Source organism: Candidatus Marinarcus aquaticus (assembly GCF_004116335.1).
GTDB classification, from domain to species: domain Bacteria; phylum Campylobacterota; class Campylobacteria; order Campylobacterales; family Arcobacteraceae; genus Marinarcus; species Marinarcus aquaticus.
This window is the reverse complement of the sequence record NZ_PDKN01000001.1, coordinates 98,193-120,187: the sequence shown is the minus strand read 5'-3', so window position 1 is coordinate 120,187 and position 21,995 is coordinate 98,193. Positions and strand designations below refer to the sequence as shown.

Here is a 21,995-nt window from a genome sequence, read left to right as displayed (position 1 = left end):
AGGTCCATGATGAAAGAGACTATTATTGTAGGGACAGATTTTTCAACAAACAGTTTTGATGTGATTCATCAAGCTTTGGAGTTTGCTCAAACTCATAAATATGTTGTGCACATTGTACATATTTTAGAGGAGCGTTTTTTTGCTAAAACACTCAAAGGGTATGATACAATTTATGCGCACTCTTTTAGTGAACTTCAAATGGTTTTCCCACACATTACAAAAGAGCAATTTCACATACCCAAAGAGTACCTCTCTTTAGATGACGGGATTAAGAGTTATGTTGATTCACTTGGTGCTTCTTTAGTGATTTTAGGAAGTTCAGGGGAGAGAGGAGATGCTTTAAAACAACTGCTTGGTTCAAACATCAAATCGATTGTTAACAGTGTGGAAGTGCCTTGTTTGATTATCAAAACACACGGTAAGAAACTCAAATTTGAAAATATATTGATTCCAACAGATTTAAGTGAGGCTTCACAAAAAAACATTCATGCAGTACACAAACTCATGCCCAATGCAAACTTAGAGTTACTGCACAGTTACTCTTTGCCTTATGAACGGCGTCTGCACTTTTATGGGGTGGATCAAAAAGAGATCTTAGAGTATCAAAAAGAAGTCAATACGTGTGCGATTAATAACACGTATAACTTTTATGAATCCCTTGATGTAGATAAAAACAGAATTGACCTTCTTATCAAACAAGATGCACTTGAAGTGGAGTCGCTTTCAAAATATGCCTTAGAAACCAACAGTGACCTCATTTCACTGCATATTACGGGTCATTTCAGTTTCTTCCCTTTTGATTTATTGGAGTTTGCACCCACTGATACACTTATTACAAAAATCATTTAACTTATTTTGGGATGACCATACAATAAATATTGTATAATTTCTCCCATTATAAGGCTCATTATTAACATAATGTTAATAAAGCTATATTATAATCCTATGTTATTTTTAAAAGGCTAGGAATGTTTGATAAAGTTCTCAATTTTTTTATAAACAATACCAGAGTAAACTACACTTTGTTTGTATTAATTTTCTCCATTGGAATATGGTCATACTCCAATACCCCTAAAGAGATTTTTCCCAGCTTTGAACTTGATATGATCTCCATTAAAGGTTCATATAATGGTTCATCGGTTGATATTTTAGATAAAATGGCAGTCACTGAAATAGAAGATGACCTAAAAAACCTTGACAGTATTGATACAATGACCACCGTTATTAGTCCGGGAAGATTTACAATTGTATTGGAACTCAAACCCAATGAACTCAAATATGAAGAAGCGGATAAAATAAAAGACATCATCACGTTGGTCAAATCTGATTTGCCTTCAGACATGGATGAACCAAGCGTTAATGTACTTGATCGAGGCCGAGCTTTGATTGATCTCTCTTTAACTTCAAGAAAATACACCACCGATGAGTTAAAACCCATTGCAGATGCACTCAAAAGTCAAATCATGGGTATTAATGGTATCAATGATATTACTATTTATGGGGATTCAGACAAATATTTTGAAGTACTTTTAGATGAGAAAAAAATCGATGCTTTAGGATTGAGTAAAAGCTCTGTTTTTGATGCCATTTCAACGCTTTCTTATATTTTTCCTATTGGTAAGATTGAAGACCCAACAAAACACTACTATCTTTCAACCTATAATGGTGCTAAAAACGCCAAAGATTTTGGGAACACACTCATAAGAATTGGGGATGCTACCGTTTATGTAAGAGATATTGCAACCATTTCAAAACGGTATGAAGACTCCTCAACCCTGTACTCATTTAATGGTGAAAATGCACTTTCTCTTGCTGTGGAGCAGTCTGAAACGGGTGACGCTATTAAAATCGCTCAATCAATTAAACAACTGCTTCCCGAACTCAAACAAAAATACCCCAATATTGATATTACTATAGCTGATGATGACAGTGAACGTATCACAGACCGATTAAACATTGTGGCATCTAATATTCTTTTAGGAATCATCATGATTACTATTTTAGTGGCACTTTTAATCAACATTCGAATGTCTGCGATTATTGCTATTGGTATTCCCACTTCATTTGTCATTGCTGCAGTGTATATGTATCTTTCTGGATACACCATCAACATGATCTCTTTAGTGGGTGTGCTTATTGCCATTGGTATTGTTGTGGATGATGCGATTGTTGTCAGTGAAAATATCCAACAACACATTGAAGAGGGACACTCTCCTAAAGAGGCAGCCTATATGGGTGCAAGAGAGATGGTCAAACCCGTTACCATTGCTTCCTTGACAACGCTGTTCTCATTTTTACCAATTTTAATGATCAGTGGAACCATGGGAGAAATCATGAAGCTTATTCCCATTGCGTTGAGTGCATTGGTGGTGGCTTCTTTAATTGAATCCTTTATTTTTCTTCCCATACATGCTGCACACATGCTTAAAAATGGAGACAAAGTTACTTCCTGGGAAAAAGCCAACGAAATATACAATAAAATCATTCACTTTTTTATGCACTACAAAAAGACTTTTATTTCACTTTTTATTGTGCTTGTACCTATTTTAACGGTTCTTTTTGTAGCAAACTCACGTTTTCAAATGTTCCCTAAATTTGATGCAACCAATGTACGTATCACTCTCAAAGCCAATGCCAATACTACTTTAGAGCAATCTTTTGCGATTGTTCAATCCATTGAAAAAGATATGATACAACATAAAGAGGAGTTTTTTATACGAAGCATTGACTCTGTGGCAGGATACCGACGAGATGTGGGCGATAATACTGAAAACTTCCCGTACGCAATGTACATGACAGTGGAGTTACAAAAACTAAAAGCCATTAACTTTTTAGATAAATATGTCACCCCTTATTTGAGTTTTTATTATGATGATGAAGGACGAATACGAACCATCACATCTGATGAAGTGGCAAATAAACTTAAAAAATTTTTGCAAGACAATGAGTATAAAGAAAAGTTCAATTTAGATGAATTAGCTGTTCTTGAACGACGAGTGGGACCTATTAAAGCCGATATTAAAATCGGAGTTGTAACATCTGATAATCAAAAAGCCATCAAAGCAGTGGAAGAGTTACAACACGCAATAGAAGAAATAAATGGGGTCAAATCCGCTTCAAACTCACTGAAGTTTGGTATTGATGAGATTAAAATCAAAGTCAACTCCTATGGGGAACAGTTGGGATTAAGTGAATCTTTTATAGGTTCATATCTTTCAAACTTGTATCTTTTGAAGAAAAAAGGGGTCTCCTTTGATGATAAAGAGATGCTTGACATTAAAATCCAATCACAAAGCAAAGACAATTTTGAAAGTTTTAAAACCACTTCAATCCCTTTAAGTGATGGTACTTTTGTCACTCTTGAAGAAGTAGTAGAGTTTAAAACCATTCGTGCATTTGAACAACTCCTAAAAGATGAAGGGATTAAAAACTTCTATGTCTTTGCCAATGTGAACCCTGATATTATCACCTCTACAGAAGTAATTCAAAAACTCGAACCACTCTTTGAAAAAATTCGTCAAAATGGCATTAAACTCACCTTTAAAGGAGAAGCAGAAAAAAAAGCGGAATTGCGACATGACATGTTGTATGCTTCAGCATTGGCCATTGTTCTTATCATGATTGCCATGCTCTATTTATTTAACTCATTTACAGATACGTTTATTGTCATGAGTGTGATTCCTTTCTCTATTTTAGGGGTGCTTTTAGGCCATCAAATCATGGGACTTAACCTTTCAATGCCATCCATGATTGGAGCTTTGGGTCTTGCAGGCGTTGTGATTAATGATGGTATTATTATGATGACCTATTTGAAAAAAGCAGACAACATGGAACAAATTTTTGCACGTGCAACTAAACGTTTCAGACCCATTATCATCACCACAGTAACCACACTTATTGGTATGAGTTCTTTAATCTTTTTTCCAACAGGACAAGCAGCCATTTTCCAACCCATTGCCATTGCCCTTGGATTTGGTTTGGCATGGGGGACAGTATTAAACTTAATCTATCTGCCTGTGTTATATACGCTCACACATAATTTAAGAAATAAGAATAAGTATTAATTTTTAATCTTTTTATCTTATAATAAATACGATACATAGTATAAGGAGAGCAAGATGAAAAAACTGATATTTATATTACTGACGATTGTGTCAGTGTGTGCTTTTACAGCCAATGCAAATGCCGTTAAAAGTTTTAATACCCATGCTTCACAAAAAGTGAAAGAGTTGGTTAAAAAGTATGATTTAACGGTTGTTGATTTTGATTATGTTCAAAAAGCCGTTTCCAAAGGAACACGTGCTTCAGCTAAAGCAATCATTATTGATGCTCGACCTGAAAAGAAATATGAAATGGGACACATCCCAAGTGCCATCTCCCTTCCCGATACCAAGTTTGATACCATGTATGAAGCAGCTATGAAAGGTATTGATACTTCTAAAGAGTTGATTATCTATTGTGGTGGTTATGAGTGTGTCAAGAGTCCAAAGTTAGCAAAAATGTTGATGGATAAAGGGTATACAAATATCAAAATCTATCCTGCGGGAATGCCTCAATGGAGTAAAAAAAGCTATTCAGAAATTGAAATAAGTGTAGCTGCAGCACTGCATGAAAAACAGTCTGCTCTGTTTATCGACGCACGTCCTTACAGCAAATTTGTACAGTCAACTATTATTGGAGCATTGAGTGTACCTGACACTAAGTTCAAAGAGTTCACAGGGTACATGCCTGCAAGTATGACGACTACTATTGTTACGTTTTGTGGTGGATATGAGTGTGCCAAATCTCACAATATTGCCAACTATCTTATTATGATGGGATATAAAAATGTTAAAGTTTTAGCTTCTGGTTTTCCATCATGGAAAAAAGCGCAACTTCCTACTACTGCAACAGGCATGATCAAGAAAAAAGAGGTTGCAGTTAAAGCCGTTGAGACGTTCTTAAAAAAAGGGGAAGATACAGGAACAGTTGATGGAAAATGGTTTGTTGAAAACTATAAATCATTTCCAAAAACCGTTACTTTAGTAGATGTTAAAGGCGTTGATGAGTTTAATAATGGCCACATCAAAGGTGCCATTAATATCAATGCAGAAAAGATGACACCTGAAGAACTTCTTGCAGCACTGCCTAAAGAGGGAGAGATTGTATTTTATTGTGGTACAGGAACACGAGCCATGGAAGCATGGGGAATGTTGGCTGAAGATTTGAAGTACAAAGATATTCACAGAGTATTTTATTTGGATGCCATGATTAAATGTGATGACAAGAACAATTGCTCTATTGAGCCAAATGAGCCTTTAGGAATCTGATTCCTAAGGCACACCACTTCATCTGCCTATTTTTTTTATGTTACTTTTCATAAACAACTTCTAAAAATTTTTAATTATCTCAAAAATGTCATGTAATCCTCCTTCTTGTCATAGTTGATTATATTATAATAATTGACAAGCCTAAAAAATGATGGAGCAACATGGAGAAGAATCATTACTCGCACTTTACAAAAATTGCAATAGAGACATTAAAAAATGGCGAGAAGTACCCTTACAATATCTACCGACAAGTGGATGAAAAAATTTTCTCAATTTTAGTTCAAAAAGAGACGCCTCTGTCTATGGTCAATCAATGTTTTTGTGTGGATGAAGTAGACTCAAACTTCTATATTAAAAGTGAGGATAAACTCAAATATTATACTTTTATTCAACACCATATCACGGATATCCTTGATGATGATAAAATCAACATGGATGTCAAAGCCTCTTTTATCAAAGAGATTGCATCAGTGACCATGCATGAACTTTTTAGCAGCGATGTAAACAGTGAGAATCTCTCCAAAATAAACACCTTAGTCAATAACTCTATAAAGTTGATGCTCACAGACAGAAATGCCATGTACTCGATGCTTAAAGTCACTTCATTTGATTACTATACCTATACTCATTGTATTGATGTTGCAACCTATGCTTTGGGATTTGGCTCCTATTTACAACTGGAACTTGATGAGTTAAACACATTAGGAAAAGCTGCTATGCTTCATGATATTGGCAAAAAGAATATCCCACATGAAATCATCACTAAAAATGGAACATTAACCCCTGAAGAGTTTGAAATCATAAAGCAGCATCCCACTTATAGCGTGGATATTTTAACCCAAAATGGTGAGAACAATGAACGTATACTTTTGCTCATTGAACAGCATCATGAAAAGTGCGATGGTTCAGGTTATCCCAAAGGATTAACAGAAAACGAAATTGATAAACTGGCCAAAATAATTGCAGTGTGTGATGTCTTTAATGCATTAACAACACGAAGAACATACAAAGACAGAATGACATCATTTGATGCGTTTAAAATCATGTGTACACAAATGAACCACCATCTGTGTACAGAGACTCTTAAAAAGTTCATCACCTTTATGGGATGTCACTATAAACAAGACCAAGATGGTGCACTTTTAGTTGAGCATTAAAGGAATAAAAAGACTGATTTAACGGCTTCAATCCCCAAATCAATTGGTTCGACACCCATGGTTTCAAGAGAGTTTTGGACTCGCTGACTCATGATGGTCAACAACACTTCAAAAGAGGTATTTGAAGAAGAAAAAAGCGACTCTTTTTGATCTTTTATGAATTTCAAATTCTTTAAATCTTCATAGGTTGGTTCTTGACCTTTTTTAAGTTTTTGTTCCAACTCGATTTGCCAATTATTTTGCCACGTTAAAAAGAGATAATCATTATTTAAATCACGGTCTGTTTTGATTTTCCATTTTAAAATCTGTAAGTTTTGATAGAGTCGTTGAAGTTTCTCTTCATCATAACTCAATGCTGTAATTTGATGCCCATCTTCAATATCATACGCATCATAAATGAGTTTATATAAGCCTAAGACCAAATAATCATTTCGATATTCTACTGCAGATTTCGAAAATGCAATTTGCAGATACTCTTTGTATTTAACCAAATCGTTATTGGCATACTTTAAATTAAAAGTATTTTGTAAGTTATCCAGTTGTGTGTAGATGATAGGGGCATTGGTTTTATTGTAAGCTTTAGGATTTCGTTTATCCAACTTATCTTTAAAAGTAACAAGTTGTTTAACCACATTTTTATAGTCATTTTTAATGATATTGGCTGCATCAGTTTGCAACAACTTTTCAACTCGATCTTGGGTTGTAGAGTAACAACCACCGAAGAGTGATATGAGTAAACCTGCAAAAATAATCTGTTTTAATAATACCACGCTCACCCCTTTTGGTAAAGCTACACTCCTAAAGAGCGTAACTCATTCTCAATTTTTTCTAATTTTGTTTTTACTTCTTCAAGTGCTTGTCTGTTTTCGGCCACAACATGATCAGGAGCATTTGCAACAAAACGTTCATTAGAAAGCATACCATTAAGTTTATCAAACTCTTTTTGAGTTTTCTCTTTTTGTTTACTTAATTTATCAACAATGGCACTCATATCAATTTCAGCCGTTGGAATATAGACTTCTAAATTATCACTTACATCTGTTACTGAATTCTCAATTTTTGCATCAACAAACTCAACGTTTTCAACTTTTGCCAGTTTTTGAATAAAAGGTTTTGCCATTTGGGTATCAATTGTTTTATCAAGTTTAATATACGCTTTTGCAATTCTTGAATTCCCCATATCAATCACAACTTTTGCTCGTCTTATGGCAGTAATTGCTTCTTCAATAATGGCAAAATCTGCTTCAATTTTTTCATTTTTAGCAACATCTTTAGGAAAGTTCATAATCATCAAGGAATCTCCCTCTTCTAAAGTCGTACCACTTAATTTATGATATAAGTAATCAGAGATAAATGGCATAAACGGCGATACCATTTTCAGTGTCTCTTTAAAGATAGCTCCCAATTCAAGCACTGATTCTTTTGAAGCTTTGGCATACTCAATTCCCCAGTCACAGAAATCATTCCATACAAATTTATATAATGTACTTGCTGCTTCATTGAATTTGTACGCTTCTAACGTATTTCGTACTTCATCCAATGCATCACTGAGTTTACTTTGCATGTAAAGCCCCAGTGGTGTTTTAATCTCAATATCTTTTAAGTCAGGAAACGTATCAACATTGAGTTGTAAGAAGTTTGATGCGTTGTACAATTTATTGGTAAAGTTTCTGAACTGCTCTAAGTTTTTTGCACCCAGTTTAATATCTCGACCTTGTATTGCTAAATACGCAAGTGTAAATCGGATAATATCGGCACTGTGCTCTTCAACCATATCCAATGGATCAATGACGTTTCCTTTTGATTTTGACATTTTTGCCCCGTGCTCATCTCGAACGAGTGCATGCATATAAATATCTTTAAATGGCAATTGGCCTTGGAAATGTTCACCCATCATCATCATTCTTGCAACCCAGAAGAACATGATGTCAAACCCAGTAATCAAAAGTGAATTAGGATAGAAATCTTTTAAATCTTCAGGCGTAAATGTGCCTTGCATTTGACCATTGTTTCCCCAACCCAATGGTGAAAATGCCCACAATGCAGAAGAGAACCACGTATCAAGTACGTCGGGGTCTTGAATGAAGTTTTTACTTGCACATTTTGGACAAGCTGCTGGTTCATCTGCTTTATCAGCCCATTGATGGTCACAATCCTCACAGTAAAATACTGGAATTCGGTGTCCCCACCATAACTGTCGTGAAATACACCAATCTCTTAGTTCATCCATCCATGCTCGGTATGAGTTTAACCAGTGACTTGGATGAAACTTTGCTTCCCCTGCATAGGTCTTTTCAATTGATTTAGCCGCAACCTCTTTTCGTACAAACCACTGTTTAGAGATATATGGCTCTACAATGTTTTTACATCGGTAACAATGCCCTACTTGGTGAACGTGCTCTTCGATTTTTACAATAAACCCTTCATCTTCAAGTTTTTCAACGATTGGTTTTCTCGCTTCCAATCGCTCTAATCCTGCAAACTCTCCACAATAGTCATTTAAAATCCCTTTTTCATCAAAACAAGTGATGAACTCTAAGTCGTGTCGTTTTCCTACTTCGTAGTCGTTTTGGTCGTGTGCTGGTGTTACTTTAACAACTCCCGTTCCAAACTCCATGTCAACGTGCTCATCTGTAATGATTTTAATCTTTCTGTCTGTTAATGGTAAAACAACCTCTTTTCCTACGATATTTTTATATCGCTCATCTTGAGGGTGCACCATGATGGCAGTATCGCCAAAGTAAGTTTCAGGTCTGGTTGTTGCCACTGTTACATGACCACTACCATCGGCAAAGTGGTAATTCATGTGATAAAATTTACCATTTAATTCATCGTGTTCTACTTCAATATCAGACAGCGCACCATCGTGTGTACACCAGTTTACCATATAATTATTTTGTACAATCATACCTTCATTATAAAGATGAACAAACGCCTCTTTAACAGCCTCTTTTAATCCATCATCCATGGTAAATCGCTCACGCGACCAAGCTGGAGTAACTCCCAGTTTTCTCATTTGATGAACAATGGTACCACCAGAGTACTCTTTCCATTTCCAAACTCGCTCTAAAAACTTCTCTCGTCCTAATGCTTCTTTTGCTGTACCTTCAGCTAAAAGTTGTTTTTCTACCACGTTTTGCGTTGCAATACCTGCGTGGTCTGTTCCTGGTTGCCATAAGGTTTTGTACCCATCCATTCGTTTGTATCGTGTAATAATATCTTGAAGTGTAAATGTCAAAGCATGCCCAATATGAAGACTTCCCGTTACATTTGGAGGAGGCATCATAATTGCAAAGTTTTTATCTTTCTCTTGAATTGATTGGTTTCCATCAATCTCAAAATAACCTCGCTCTTCCCATATTTTATAAAATTTGTCTTCTATTTTTGACGGTTCGTATTTTTCACTCATTTATTTTCCTGTTTGCATAAATATTCGCGATTATATCGAAAAAAGTATTATGTTTTAATAGTACAGCCAAAATTATATAATTTTTTAACTTTTGTGACTATAATATGACATTTTTTAATAAGTTTTTGTTATAATGTTAAGCACTTTAAATAGGTAACACAAATGAAGAGATTTTTTAACAGTCGTTCTATCTTTTTTGGTTCATTGATTCTTTGCGTTATACTATTTTACTGTCTGAGCCAAAATTTTTTTTTAACCAATTATCATACCATTGAGAGCATCCAAAACGAAAAACATATCAACAACCTACTCACACACATAAACACTGAAATTCAACAAATAGACAAAGTTGCAAATACATTTATCTATAGTGGCTTTAACATCGCGACCATCAGTGAAATTGGGATGATAGGATTGGATTTTATTGTTTATAAAAACATCAAAGATGGCACTGTTTTTTCACGTTATAACTACAATAATGATGAAATCATTCCTCTAATTGAAAACCAAACTCCTTTTGAAAATGATCTTATAGAACTATTTAAACACCAAAGTTATACTGCTGACATTTACACCTATAAAAATCGTATTTTTTATCTGATTAAAAAACAACTCAATCCCACTGCATTTATCTATTTAGGGAAAAACCTCAATAACAACTCTTTGCAAAAACTCTCTGAAGATTTTGCGCAACTCAATATTACACATGAACACATTACTCAAACAACACTCAAATTATCGACTCGACTCATAGAAAATATTTTTGTTCAAACTTCATTAGAAGCTCGGCAAATCATCAATAACATCTCTTTTTATAATCATCATGATGAGTATTTGTTCAGTATCAAAACCATCAATCCCCGTAAATTTGTCAATGAAGGTGAAAAAACCATTCAAATTGTCAATGCCATCATGGGGCTTTTTTTAGCAGTGATTTTATACATCATTTATAAAACTCAAATGCTCTATCGACGTGTGCTTCAAAAAGATAAAAAAATACTTGAAAGTAAAGTTGAAAAACGCACCAAACAACTTGAAGGGCTGCTTAAAAAAGTAAAAAAATCAAATGAACAGTTACACTATTTAGCGTACAGTGATCCGTTAACCAAAACGCACAACCGACGAAGCTTTTTCATAGAGTCAGAAAAGGTACTCAAACAAGCTTTAGAAGATAAAAGCAGTGTTTCTTTAGTCATGATAGATATTGATAACTTTAAACAAATCAACGATAAATATGGTCATAACATTGGAGATAAAGTCTTGGTTGCTTTTGCATCTATGATAAAAGATGAAATCGGTGAAGATGATATTTTTGGTCGTTTAGGAGGAGAAGAGTTTGCAATTGTTTTCCCTAATACCCAACTTGATGATGCCAATAAAAAAGTTGAAAATCTTCGTAAGATGGTCGCCAATTTAGAGATAAAGCTCAAATGCGGTCACCGTTTGAAATTCACGGCCAGTTTTGGTCTGAATGACAACAGCCTATCTCATAATATTGATGAAATATTAAAAAATGCAGACGAACTGCTTTACAGTGCAAAACACTCTGGGAAAAACTTGGTTCGAAGCCGTATCAATCAAACCGCCCTTTGGTGCGATTTATACTGATTTAAGTATTTTTCAAAGACGGAAGTGCAGTGATTTTTTTACTCTTGTGAAACATCATCTTTAATTAAGCCCGCCTCTTTTAAAAATGGCGAATGAATAAAATCAAGTTTTTTGATACGATCATATTTTGCATAACTGAGATACAAGATATCTTTTGCACGAGTCACTGCTACATAGAAAAGTCGTCGCTCTTCTTCTAGCGATCCGCCTTTACTCATAAGCTTTCGGTTAGGAAATCGCCCATCCATTAAATCAATAACATAAACCTCTTTAAACTCCAAACCTTTGCTGGCATGTACACTTAAAAGATTGACGCCATCCCCTTCACTCATCTCACTGCCACCTAAAATCATTGCATTGATAAACTTCGATAACTCTGTGTAGTGATACGCCAAAGTTTTTAAAAGTTGTGTTTTTCTGTCAATTTTGGTTTTGGCAGAGAGTTTGGCCGTTTCATTGATGCTACCATCTTTTTGCGTGGCTCGTTTGGTGCTTAAATTTTCACGCAACATTGCAAACAGTTGGGATTTGATGATGTGTTCAATGATAGAATTCGGGTTTTTAACTCGTCGTAACTCTTTAATGATTTTATAAAACTCATAGATAAACTCTCCCCCCTCTTTACTTAACTTAGGGTGTTTTAACAATGGGTTTCCTAAAAAGGCTTCATCAAATCCACTGTGGGCAAATTTAGAGACACTTCCTAATTCCACAAAGTCATCAAACAGACCTAACTGGATATTTTTAGTTTTATTACTCACATACGGATTATTGATATCCTTATTGGGTGCAAATAGCCCTTGAAACAGGTTGCCATCTCCCAATTTAATAAGCGCATCAAAGATATCTTTGGCAATGGCTTTACCAATCCCTTTTCCATACTCTAAAATATGTATCACACTCATCATATCGTTGTGATTAACCAACAACATCATCAAGTCAAGTACAAACTTCACTTCCAATGAATCAAAGAAAGAGTGTCCTCCTTTTCGTTTGGAAGCAATGCCATACTCTCGTAAATTGGCTTCAATTCCATCGGCACTGGAGTTGTTTCTAAAAATGATGGCAATCTCATTGTGTGGAGTTTGACTTTGAGAAATCAGCTTTGAGATATACTCATACTGCTCAAAGAGTTCATTAAATGCCAACAGTTTTGGCTTGTGCTCAAACTCATTTCGTACTACTTCAAGTTTCTTTTCATAGACACGTTCATTAAACTCAATCACTTTTGTGGCCAAATCTAAAATCGGTTTGGTCGAACGATAGTTTTTACGCAACGTAAAAACAGTCGCATCATCATACCGTTTGGCAAACGTAGAGATAATCCCTATATCTGAACCATTAAAAGCATAGATACTTTGGTCATAATCTCCCACACAGAACAAAGATTTTGGTTTAAACCCTTCAAGCAGTCGACCTTGCAATGGATTGGTGTCTTGGTACTCATCCACTAAAATCTCTTTAAACTCAAAGTTATTGGTCTCCAAGGTTTCAAGCATGATGGTCAACAAATCATCAAAATTGGCATAGCCATACTTCTTTTTAAGTTCATTAAACTCTAAAACCACGTCCTCATAAATGGGCGTATAAATCTCATGAGAAGCATTTTTTGAGATAATCCACTCTCCAAAAGTTTCATTATGTGTTGAGTTTAAAAACAGAGAGTAAAGCTCATACAAATAGCCCCCATCATATGGGTTGGCTTCATCGTCTCTGTTATAAAAAACACGTTTTTCATAAAGCGATTTAAAGAGTGTCTTTAGCTCATTGGGTTGTTTAAGAGTGATATTGGCTTCTAACTGCTTTAACAATTTATAAGAGACCGAGTGAAAGGTTCCTGCCATAATCTCTTTGGCAATCTCTTTTCCAAAAAATTTTGCCACTCGCTGTATCATCTCTGAAGCTGCTTTATTAGTAAAAGTTAAGAGTAAAATTTCATTGGGTTTTACTCCAGAGTGAATTAAATTTGCGATTCGTCCTACAATGGTGGATGTTTTTCCTGTACCGGCACTGGCAATAATAAGATTATAACCACTTTTACACGTGGCTGCTTGGAGTTGTTCTTCGTTCAGATTAGATAGAGGCATAAAGTTTGATTTTTCTACATGGTATTTTCATTGTGCAATGGTAGCACACTTCTCATTTCATTTGGTATAAACCAATCAAAAATGAAGACGTTGTTTAAACTTAAAAAAGAGGATGAATCCAATGAGCACCAAATAGAAGTATTGTGCCATATTCAATGATTTTTGCGCCATAACAAAATGAACGGTAACAAGTATCAACGCCACATACAAGGCTTTATGATATTTATTATATTTAGCAAAGAGTTTTTTAGTTGAAGTACTTGCCATAAATAGTAAGATTAAAAAAGCTACCATTCCCAAATAGATAAAGGGTTTATCCAAGGTCTCTTCAAACGCAAACACAATATCCAACTGCATATCAAAAATTAAAAAATTTAAAAAATGAAGTAAGGCATAAAAAAATCCAAATAGTCCAATTTGTCGACGATAAGTTATGAGGTTGACTCTGTTTTTAATAAGAGAAAGTGTGGTTGTTGCAAACAAAAGTATGATAGAGGTTGTTCCCGTTACCGTATAGATATATTTTATAGGGTCTGTGATATTTTGAGCAAAAAAGACTTGCCAAGAAGTTATGAGTGCCGGTAAAAGTAACCCTATAAACAGAAGCCAACGCATCAGAAATACCTTGTTAAATCCATGTTTTTATACAGGTGTGCCACCTCTTTTTCATAGCCATTGAACATCAATGTTCGTTGTTTAAAGAGCTGTCCCAATACCCGCTCTCTTTTTTGACTCCACCGTGGATGGTCTACTTCAGGATTCACATTGGCAAAAAAGCCATACTCATTGGGGTTTGATTTTTGCCAAGAATTGAGTGGCTCTTTCTCTACAAAACTGATTTTAGAAATGGATTTAATCGATTTAAAACCATACTTCCAAGGCACCACCAAGCGAAGCGGTGCTCCGTTTTGATTCTCTAACGTTTTACCATAGAGTCCAACGGCCATCAAACTCAAAGGATTCATCGCTTCATCCAAACGTAAACCTTCCGCATACGGATAATCCAATGCCGCAAACAGACCTCGACTTTGGTCAGGGAACATTTCATCATCATACTTGGTTTCAAATCGGATATATTTTGCTTTTGAGAGCACTTTGACATCTTTAATGAGTTGTGAGAGTTCAAATCCTACCCACGGTACCACCATGGACCACCCTTCCACACATCTGAATCTGTAAATACGTTCTTGAAGTGTGTATTTTTTGATTAAATCTTGTACATCAATGACAAACGGTTTTTCCACCAAACCATCAATTTCAATGCTCCAAGGGTCAGTTTTAAGTGTATGAGCAAGATATTTCACCCCCTCTTTTGAAGTGGTAAACTCATAAAAGTTGTTGTATGAGGTGATTTGTTCAAAACTGTTTAAAACCAACTGTTCAGGGTTACTGTCTTTAACATACTGCAAATTGGCTTTTGGCATAAACTCTTTTGCTAACAAATCCATGACTGCACTGTTTGCAACCAAACCAGCTGCTCCCAGTTTTAAAAACTTTCTTCGATTAACAAAGAGTTCTTCAGCAGTCACATCGTTTTCATTTAAAGGTCTCATAACAACTCCTTTACACTTTTGATACTTTAAGTATATTCAAAAAGTGTAAAGTCTTTGTTTAGTGTTCAGGAGTATGTCCTTTAATTAAGATACGCAGATATTTCACACTCCAAGCAAGCAATCCAATGATAAGTAAAAGAGCACTGTGATTGATCCAAAAAATATAATCCGCTTCAAAGTTGATTGAAATACTCGCCCACAAACGAACCAATACAACGGCTTGAATAAAGATAAACATTGCAACAGCCCATCTGTCTGCATGTGGGGTTTGTCCAGAGTGTCCTAAAACAACACGTGTACCAAAACCAATAAGTACAGTTACAAAATAGCCCACAGCAAATGCATGCAGTGATGCTTGTTCAAACACAAACGTGCTGTTCATCAAATAAGCCACATCTTGCACACACGCAATCAAAAATCCCACAGGTATCCAATATAAAGAGATGAAAAGCACCCACATAATTGCACTCACTTTAAACAGTGGTAATTTCCATCTGTACAATTCATACACAAACAGTATCAATAAAGGAAAATCAGCAAGCAAATATAATGAAGGTTGGTCGAGTGTAATCAAGAGTACTTTAAACACCAATAAACCATACACTTTTTCCATTAAATATTTGGATTTATTGATGCTATATCCAACAACTTTCATGGAAGTAAAAAAAGGAACCATTCGTTGCGAAATGGTAAAAACAACCACAAATAAATAGAGATAAAAGCCTGAAACAATTGTGAGATGTTCTATCTTTGTAGCATATTCAAAAGAAAACTGTGAAAGAATAAAAACTGCATGTGAAATCAGTCCTGATACGTATCCTACTAAGACCCATTTTGCATCATACTTCTCTTTCATTAATGAATTTTTATAAGTTCTATAAAGGACAATAAAACTTGCAGTTTGAGTTAAAATTAATACAAACATACCAACCAAATATAAAGGTTTAGAGAGTAAAAGTCCTACAAAAAACAGAATACTTCCTAAACCATAAAATATAAATTGTGTCATATACCGTTTGGGGGCAATATTGGCTTGCATTAAAAAACGTGGAAATACCACAAACAAGAAACCCAAAAAGAATTGTGAAAATATAACAAAAATAAAAGCGTATGCATGAAAAGTTAATACATCACTTGTAACGGTAACTGTGCCGTTATAAACACCAAAAAGTAATCCTAAAAAAAGAATAAAAAGAATAATACCTGAGGTAAAAAAAGGTTGATGTGGTTGAGCACTGAATTTTTGATACCAATTTTTAAACATAAAAAAACTCCTAAGCAAACCATTTAAACTGGTTTAAATCTTAGGAGTATTGTATCTTTTTTATAGATATAAAAAATTGATTATTGACAAGTCCCACAACAAGAAGTAGAAGTTGCAGATTTAATGGCTGCTAATGCTTCATCATAGTTTGGTTCTTCAGTGATTTCTGGGCAAATCTCTTTATATGTTACAACACCGCTTGCATTGATAACAAAGATTGCTCTACAAGTAACACCTGATAATGGTCCATCCGCAATTAAAACACCATATGCATTGGCTAAATCTTTATTTCTAAAGTCTGATCCAACTTTTAAGTTTTCAATTCCTTCTGTTGTACAGAATCTCCCCATTGCAAAAGGTAAGTCCATTGAAACTACTACCACTTCAGCATTTTCAACTTTAGCAGCCTCTTCGTTGAACTTTCTTGTTTCAGCTGCACATACTGGTGTGTCTAATGAAGGTACAACCACAACGATTTGTGCTTTTCCTTGTTCTCCACCAATTTGTACTTCAGATAAGTCTTGCGCTACTACTTTAACTACTGGTGCTTTATCACCAACGTTAACTTCAGTTCCTGCTAAATTTACAACATTACCTTTTAACTTAGTTGTTGCCATAATTTTTCCTTGTGTTTAAGATTAAAGTTCAAAATTATAATGAATTAGGATAAAATTTATCTTAATTCAAAAAAGTACAAATGAATTATTTCACTTCTTAAGTTTCACACCATTTTGTACATTTTCAATTCTATCTAGTGACAGCAGTTTTGTCAATGAAGCTTTAAAATTTTTCTTGCTCAAACCAAACGTTTTTTTAATATCTTCGGCATCGCTTTTTGATGTAAACTCCATGAAACCACTATTTTGTTCAAGATAAGATAATATTTTATTTTGTGCATCATCGTTACTTTTTGAACCAATTTGTTGTAAAGCAATATCAAGTTTCCCATCTTCTCTGACATTTTTAATATAAGCTTTTCTTTTATCTCCCACATGTACCATTTCAAAAATCTCATTATGAAAAATCATACCTTCATAGTTGTTATTCACAACCACTTTAAACCCTAATGGAGTTTTAGCAAAAAGCAAAATTTCAACCTCATCATTGACTTCAAATAGACCTGTGGCTTTTTTTAAAAAAGAGGCGAACTTCTCTACACCAATGAGTCGATTGGTTTTTTCATCTTCAATGACACGCACAAAACGTTTTTCGCCTACTTTAAAAGGTGTTTTTTGTCTGTTTTTAGGCACCAGCAGATCTTTGGACAATCCCATGTCCATAAATGCACCAAACTTTGAGCTGTCTACGACTTCTAAAAGTGCAAATTCATCTTTTTTAACATAAGGCGTTTGAGTTGTGGCAACCAAACGGTCTTCTGAATCGGTATAAATAAAAACCTCTAAAATATCCCCTATTTGCATCTTAGATGTAATATAGGCATTGGGTAATAAAACCGATTCATCTTGGGTTTGACTCACTAAGTAAACGCCTGGTTCACTTACACGGTCAATTTTAAGTTGGTTCATTTCCCCCAACTTTATATATTCATTCATTTTTACTCTTTTTTAAATAATTTAATTACAACTAAAGCAACGATTGCAACCATGATAATACTGGCACCTGAACTGATATCAAAACGGTACGATACAAACAGACCCGACATTGTAAATATCAAGGCCATCACTGAACTTAAAATCATCATCATAGAGAGTCGCTTGGCAAACATCTCAGCTAAGTAAGTGGGTATGGTTAATAGAGCAATGACCAAAATAAGTCCCACCACTTTTATAGCTGCAACAACCGTTAAACTGGCCAACACTAAAAGCAGTGTATAGAAAAACTCTACATTTATTCCTCGTAATTTTGCAAACTCTCTGTCATAAGAAATGGCCAAGAACTCTCTGTAGTAAAATAGTACCACGGCTATAATAACCACATTAAGTATCCCCATGTAGATAATATCGCCTTGTGGTACTGCAATGATTGAGCCAAAAAGATAACTCATCAAATCCACATTATACCCTGGCGTTAAATCTACAAAAATAATACCTATGGCCATACCAGCTGCCCACATAATACCAATGATAGAGTCCATACGACTTCGGTTTTGTATGGTCAAATATGAAATGATCATAGCTGTTATAACAGCAAATACGGTTGCACCAAATAAAACAGGAATACCTAAAAAAATAGCAATACCTATTCCTCCATACGAACTGTGAGCAATCCCACCTGCTAAAAAGGTGATTTTATTCACTACTACTAGGGACCCAATGATGCCTACAGCAATGGAGATTAATATTCCTGCTAACAGTGCATTTTGCATAAACTCAAATTGCAATGCCTCTAACATGACTCCCCTTTTTCATGACTGCATCCACACACATGGTGATTACCCAACGCAGATAAAAGCTCCACTTCACACAAATGCCCCTCTTTGGGAATACTCTCTTGCATCTCATTTAAAGGGTGATAGACCAAACTCTTATTGATGTGCGCCACGTTTTTTGCATAATGTAACAATACAGAGATATCATGGCTGACCACCACAATCGCAATGTTGTTACTCAACTCTTTGAGTAAATCATAAATGGCTTGTTGCCCTTTGACATCAATACTTGCAGTGGGTTCATCTAAGAGTATGATTTTAGGGTGTGCACACAATGCACGTGCAATAAAGACACGTTGCCGTTGACCACCTGATAAATCCCCAATCTTCTTTTGTGCAAACTCATGCATACCTACTTGTTTAAGCGAATGCATGGCACACTCTACTTCCTCTTTGCTGTAACCTAAAAGAGGTCTTTTAGAACCGATGTGTCCCATCAATACGACTTCTAATGCAGTAATTGGAAAGTTCACATTTAAATTGGTGTTTTGAGGAACATAACCAATACTTTCACGTTTGACATTGAGTTTTATTTGTCCTGTTTTAGGTTTTAATAATCCTAAAATCAGTTTTAATAATGTCGATTTTCCTCCACCATTGGGACCAATGATGGCCAAAAAATCACTTGGTTCAATATCTAAATTAATGTTCTCAATCACATTTTGTGATTGGTCATAAGAGTATGATAAATTTTTTATCTCAATATAATGACTCAATTATAAAAACCCTTTTAATGTTTTAATACCCTCTTTTATCTGGGTATATACGATACCAATATACTCATGCATTGCTCTTTGCGTGATAAGTATATTGTTAGCATTGAAAAGTTTTAACATCCCTAAATGTTGCACTTGGATAAAATCCGTGGGTGCTGCAATGGGCTTTAAACCTTCTTGTTCAAAAAGCAACATGGCTCTTGGCATATGAAGTGCAGAGGTGACCAAATAAAAAGGTCGGTCTTGAACATATTGCTTCATCATTAAAGCTTCTTCATGCGTATCTTGACTCTTTTCTTCAACCAAGATGTCCTCTTTTGGAATACCCACATCCATCAGCTTAAGTGCCGCACTTTTTGCATCACTGATGGGATTGTATCCTCCATACCCTGAAGTAATAATTTTAATATCTTCATGTTGATGATACAAACGAAGCGCTTCATCGCCTCTCGTTTTAAAGTTTCCACCCAACAGTAAAATATACTCAATATTTTCATCATAGGTCTCTACTGTATGATAACGATTCTCTAAAGGTTTGACCAACATATTGGAAAGTGGTGCAAACCCAACGAGTAAAAACAGTAAAAATGTAGTGACTAAAACCACATTGGCTTTGTTATATCTTCTTGTCCAAAAAAAATACAACCCTATAAAAAAAAGTATCGCAATAATCGATAATGGCATTAAAAAAAATGAAATGACTTTTTTTAATGTAAATGCCATCTATCTCTCTCCAATGATTGCTGATGTGTATCCCACCACTTTAGAAGCATCGTGGTTGGTATTCATACTGGTTCGATAATCCAATACTTGTGTTTGTAACTTATTCTCTTTTGCCCATTGAATCAATGCCTCAACCCCTGTAATACCACAGGCTTCACACTTTGTTTCAAGTGCTTCAATATCCATTGTTTCAATCGCTTTTAAAAACTGTGCATCTAAGATGTTGGCCTCTTCTTGAGTATGAAAATGGCTTAAGTCTGTACTGATGACAATAAAAGTGTGCGATTGTACCATAATTTCTCTGATGATATCACACAAGCTCTCTACTGAAATATCCCCATACACAATCTCTACAACTTGCGTATTAGGAAAATAGGTTTTAATAAAAGGCATCTGCGTTTCAGTCGAGTGCTCACTGTGTGCCAATGGGTTAAAAGAGAGTTCATCAAACTGCTCTTTGAGTTTTGCAGAGAACTCATAATCAATACTGATATCTCCTAAAGGGGTCTCATAATCATCATACAAGGCAATACTGGCCCCCTTTAAATAGATACGATGAGATGGACCAATGACCACAATACGTTTAGGATGCACGTTGTGTTCTTGCACCAAACTGTATGCTTTATTGGCGGTATACCCACTGTAAATATACCCCGCATGTGGCGCAATCATCGCTTTAATATCATGCATGTCTGTTTGTGTCTCATTACTTACACGCATTTGCACAATCATTTTTTCAATCTCTTTGGCACTGTTGGGATAAAAACTTCCTGAAAAACTCGCTTTTCTATGTTTCATTATAAACTCCTTCCAATGGCTTACCGCAAACTTGGCATTGACCATTTTTTAGATGGTTTTGTACTACTTGCATACGTTCTCTTTGTATCAACACATTTTGACAGTGTGAACACAAGGTGTCATTATTGACAGAAACATTGCCGCGATAAACATACTTTAAACCTACTTTTTTACCAATTTCATACGCTTTATTCAACGATTCAAACGAAGTGGGAGGCAACTTTTTCTCTTTATAATCGGGATGAAAAGCACTGATATGCCAAGGTGTTGTTTCTCCCACTTTTTCTTTAATAAATCGCGCAAGGGATTCCAACTCTTCAGGCGTATCATTTTTAGTTGGTACAATAAGTGTCGTCACTTCTGTCCAGATATTTTTCTCTTTAAAAAGTTCCAAATTTCTTAAAACAATGTCTAAACTTCCACCTAACTTTTTATAATAATTTTCATTAAAAGTTTTTAAATCAATATTCACAGCATCAATCAAACCTGCCATGTCATTGACCACTTCTAAACTTTCAAACCCATTACTGACAAACACATTTTTAAGACCTTCTTCGTGTGCCAACTTTGCAATCTCTTTGGCATAGGGATAAAATATCGTAGGTTCATTGTACGTATATGAAATTGATTGACAGTGATGAGAAAGTGCTAGATCAACAATATAACGAGGTGGAATATACTGTTCTTTATTGATCTCTTTTTCTTGTGAGATGCCCCAGTTTTGGCAAAAGGCACACTTAAAATTACACCCTACTGTTCCCAAAGAAAGCGATCTGCTTGCCGGTAAAAAGTGATAGAGTGGCTTTTTCTCTATGGGGTCAATATTTAAGGCTGCAATATATCCATACACCAAACACTCAATTTTATCTCCAGTATTTTTATTCACCCCACACAAACCCGTTTGTTTTTTTTTTAATTGGCAATAGTGATTACAAAGAAGACAGACAAGTTTTCCGTTGACTTCTTCATAATAATTCATGAC

Annotated in this window: 18 protein-coding genes; 5 read left to right on the top strand and 13 right to left on the bottom strand. The window is 35.1% G+C overall.

Translation table 11 applies throughout. The features are described from left to right. The first annotated feature begins 9 nt into the window (after positions 1 to 9). From CRV04_RS00560 to CRV04_RS00545, 4 genes are all read left to right on the top strand, one after another. Positions 10 to 849, top strand: coding sequence for a universal stress protein (locus CRV04_RS00560; RefSeq protein ID WP_164969083.1), 840 nt, complete (start codon positions 10 to 12; stop codon positions 847 to 849). A gap of 119 nt (positions 850 to 968) precedes the next feature. Further along, positions 969 to 4,064: an efflux RND transporter permease subunit gene (locus CRV04_RS00555; protein ID WP_128994676.1), complete on the top strand. Its 3,096-nt coding sequence runs from the start codon at positions 969 to 971 to the stop codon at positions 4,062 to 4,064. Positions 4,065 to 4,118: 54 nt separating this feature from the next. Continuing rightward, positions 4,119 to 5,309: a rhodanese-like domain-containing protein gene (locus CRV04_RS00550; protein ID WP_128994675.1), complete on the top strand. Its 1,191-nt coding sequence runs from the start codon at positions 4,119 to 4,121 to the stop codon at positions 5,307 to 5,309. A 161-nt stretch (positions 5,310 to 5,470) separates the two neighbouring features. Beyond that, a complete protein-coding gene (locus CRV04_RS00545; RefSeq protein WP_128994674.1) occupies positions 5,471 to 6,466 on the top strand; it encodes an HD-GYP domain-containing protein in 996 nt (331 codons plus the stop codon). On the opposite strand, the gene CRV04_RS00540 is transcribed toward CRV04_RS00545, so the two are convergent. Together CRV04_RS00540 and CRV04_RS00535 are read right to left on the bottom strand one after the other, a co-directional pair. Continuing rightward, a complete protein-coding gene (locus CRV04_RS00540; RefSeq protein WP_128994673.1) occupies positions 6,463 to 7,236 on the bottom strand; it encodes a hypothetical protein in 774 nt (257 codons plus the stop codon). The genes CRV04_RS00545 and CRV04_RS00540 overlap by 4 nt on opposite strands. Positions 7,237 to 7,256: 20 nt before the next feature. Beyond that, the gene (locus tag CRV04_RS00535; protein ID WP_128994672.1) at positions 7,257 to 9,875 is read right to left on the bottom strand and encodes a valine--tRNA ligase; all 2,619 of its coding nucleotides are present in this window, start codon (positions 9,873 to 9,875) and stop codon (positions 7,257 to 7,259) included. A 162-nt stretch (positions 9,876 to 10,037) separates the two neighbouring features. Between CRV04_RS00535 and CRV04_RS00530 the strand changes: the two genes are divergently transcribed. Next, positions 10,038 to 11,483, top strand: coding sequence for a GGDEF domain-containing protein (locus CRV04_RS00530; RefSeq protein ID WP_128994671.1), 1,446 nt, complete (start codon positions 10,038 to 10,040; stop codon positions 11,481 to 11,483). A 38-nt stretch (positions 11,484 to 11,521) separates the two neighbouring features. Here the strand turns inward: CRV04_RS00530 and CRV04_RS00525 are convergent, their stop codons facing one another. From CRV04_RS00525 to amrS, 11 genes are all read right to left on the bottom strand, one after another. Continuing rightward, on the bottom strand, positions 11,522 to 13,570 hold the full coding sequence (locus CRV04_RS00525) for an ATP-dependent helicase (protein WP_128994670.1): 2,049 nt from the start codon (positions 13,568 to 13,570) through the stop codon (positions 11,522 to 11,524). A gap of 75 nt (positions 13,571 to 13,645) precedes the next feature. After that, the gene (locus tag CRV04_RS00520; RefSeq protein ID WP_128994669.1) at positions 13,646 to 14,185 is read right to left on the bottom strand and encodes a protein-methionine-sulfoxide reductase heme-binding subunit MsrQ; all 540 of its coding nucleotides are present in this window, start codon (positions 14,183 to 14,185) and stop codon (positions 13,646 to 13,648) included. Then, positions 14,185 to 15,123 carry a protein-methionine-sulfoxide reductase catalytic subunit MsrP gene (msrP, locus tag CRV04_RS00515; protein ID WP_128994668.1) on the bottom strand — a complete coding sequence of 313 codons (939 nt, stop codon included), beginning with the start codon at positions 15,121 to 15,123 and terminating at the stop codon, positions 14,185 to 14,187. Before msrP ends, CRV04_RS00520 begins: the two co-directional genes overlap by 1 nt. Before the next feature lie 58 nt (positions 15,124 to 15,181). After that, on the bottom strand, positions 15,182 to 16,387 hold the full coding sequence (locus CRV04_RS00510) for an NnrS family protein (RefSeq protein WP_128994667.1): 1,206 nt from the start codon (positions 16,385 to 16,387) through the stop codon (positions 15,182 to 15,184). Between the two features lie 80 nt (positions 16,388 to 16,467). Beyond that, entirely contained in the window at positions 16,468 to 17,004 is a 537-nt protein-coding gene (prx-suh, locus tag CRV04_RS00505) for a thiol peroxidase Prx-SUH (RefSeq protein WP_128994666.1), read from the bottom strand. 90 nt (positions 17,005 to 17,094) lie between these two features. Continuing rightward, positions 17,095 to 17,940, bottom strand: coding sequence for a CvfB family protein (locus CRV04_RS00500; protein WP_128994665.1), 846 nt, complete (start codon positions 17,938 to 17,940; stop codon positions 17,095 to 17,097). Positions 17,941 to 17,942: 2 nt separating this feature from the next. After that, positions 17,943 to 18,740 (bottom strand): metal ABC transporter permease, encoded by a 798-nt coding sequence (locus tag CRV04_RS00495; RefSeq protein WP_128994664.1) that lies wholly within the window; start codon positions 18,738 to 18,740, stop codon positions 17,943 to 17,945. Then, the gene (locus tag CRV04_RS00490; RefSeq protein ID WP_128994663.1) at positions 18,734 to 19,492 is read right to left on the bottom strand and encodes a metal ABC transporter ATP-binding protein; all 759 of its coding nucleotides are present in this window, start codon (positions 19,490 to 19,492) and stop codon (positions 18,734 to 18,736) included. The genes CRV04_RS00495 and CRV04_RS00490 overlap by 7 nt, the downstream gene beginning before the upstream one ends. Next, positions 19,493 to 20,215, bottom strand: coding sequence for an ElyC/SanA/YdcF family protein (locus CRV04_RS00485; RefSeq protein ID WP_128994662.1), 723 nt, complete (start codon positions 20,213 to 20,215; stop codon positions 19,493 to 19,495). It lies immediately after the preceding gene. Next, positions 20,216 to 21,013 (bottom strand): AmmeMemoRadiSam system protein B, encoded by a 798-nt coding sequence (gene amrB / locus CRV04_RS00480; protein WP_128994661.1) that lies wholly within the window; start codon positions 21,011 to 21,013, stop codon positions 20,216 to 20,218. It abuts the gene before it with no gap. After that, complete coding sequence (amrS, locus tag CRV04_RS00475; RefSeq protein ID WP_128994660.1) at positions 21,003 to 21,992, bottom strand: AmmeMemoRadiSam system radical SAM enzyme; 990 nt, start codon at positions 21,990 to 21,992, stop codon at positions 21,003 to 21,005. The genes amrB and amrS overlap by 11 nt, the downstream gene beginning before the upstream one ends. Between the last annotated feature and the right edge of the window lie 3 nt (positions 21,993 to 21,995).

What these genes read in the sequence shown, in the direction of transcription:
- msrP (WP_128994668.1), bottom strand. Translation starts at nt 15,123, where the DNA reads ATGAGACCTTTAAATGAAAACGATGTGACTGCTGAAGAACTCTTTGTT.
- CRV04_RS00545 (WP_128994674.1), top strand. Translation starts at nt 5,471, where the DNA reads ATGGAGAAGAATCATTACTCGCACTTTACAAAAATTGCAATAGAGACA.
- CRV04_RS00550 (WP_128994675.1), top strand. Translation starts at nt 4,119, where the DNA reads ATGAAAAAACTGATATTTATATTACTGACGATTGTGTCAGTGTGTGCT.
- CRV04_RS00525 (WP_128994670.1), bottom strand. Translation starts at nt 13,570, where the DNA reads ATGCCTCTATCTAATCTGAACGAAGAACAACTCCAAGCAGCCACGTGT.
- CRV04_RS00555 (WP_128994676.1), top strand. Translation starts at nt 969, where the DNA reads ATGTTTGATAAAGTTCTCAATTTTTTTATAAACAATACCAGAGTAAAC.
- CRV04_RS00500 (WP_128994665.1), bottom strand. Translation starts at nt 17,940, where the DNA reads ATGAATGAATATATAAAGTTGGGGGAAATGAACCAACTTAAAATTGAC.
- CRV04_RS00495 (WP_128994664.1), bottom strand. Translation starts at nt 18,740, where the DNA reads ATGTTAGAGGCATTGCAATTTGAGTTTATGCAAAATGCACTGTTAGCA.
- amrS (WP_128994660.1), bottom strand. Translation starts at nt 21,992, where the DNA reads ATGAATTATTATGAAGAAGTCAACGGAAAACTTGTCTGTCTTCTTTGT.
- CRV04_RS00535 (WP_128994672.1), bottom strand. Translation starts at nt 9,875, where the DNA reads ATGAGTGAAAAATACGAACCGTCAAAAATAGAAGACAAATTTTATAAA.
- CRV04_RS00530 (WP_128994671.1), top strand. Translation starts at nt 10,038, where the DNA reads ATGAAGAGATTTTTTAACAGTCGTTCTATCTTTTTTGGTTCATTGATT.
- prx-suh (WP_128994666.1), bottom strand. Translation starts at nt 17,004, where the DNA reads ATGGCAACAACTAAGTTAAAAGGTAATGTTGTAAATTTAGCAGGAACT.
- CRV04_RS00560 (WP_164969083.1), top strand. Translation starts at nt 10, where the DNA reads ATGAAAGAGACTATTATTGTAGGGACAGATTTTTCAACAAACAGTTTT.
- CRV04_RS00510 (WP_128994667.1), bottom strand. Translation starts at nt 16,387, where the DNA reads ATGTTTAAAAATTGGTATCAAAAATTCAGTGCTCAACCACATCAACCT.
- CRV04_RS00485 (WP_128994662.1), bottom strand. Translation starts at nt 20,215, where the DNA reads ATGGCATTTACATTAAAAAAAGTCATTTCATTTTTTTTAATGCCATTA.
- CRV04_RS00520 (WP_128994669.1), bottom strand. Translation starts at nt 14,185, where the DNA reads ATGCGTTGGCTTCTGTTTATAGGGTTACTTTTACCGGCACTCATAACT.
- amrB (WP_128994661.1), bottom strand. Translation starts at nt 21,013, where the DNA reads ATGAAACATAGAAAAGCGAGTTTTTCAGGAAGTTTTTATCCCAACAGT.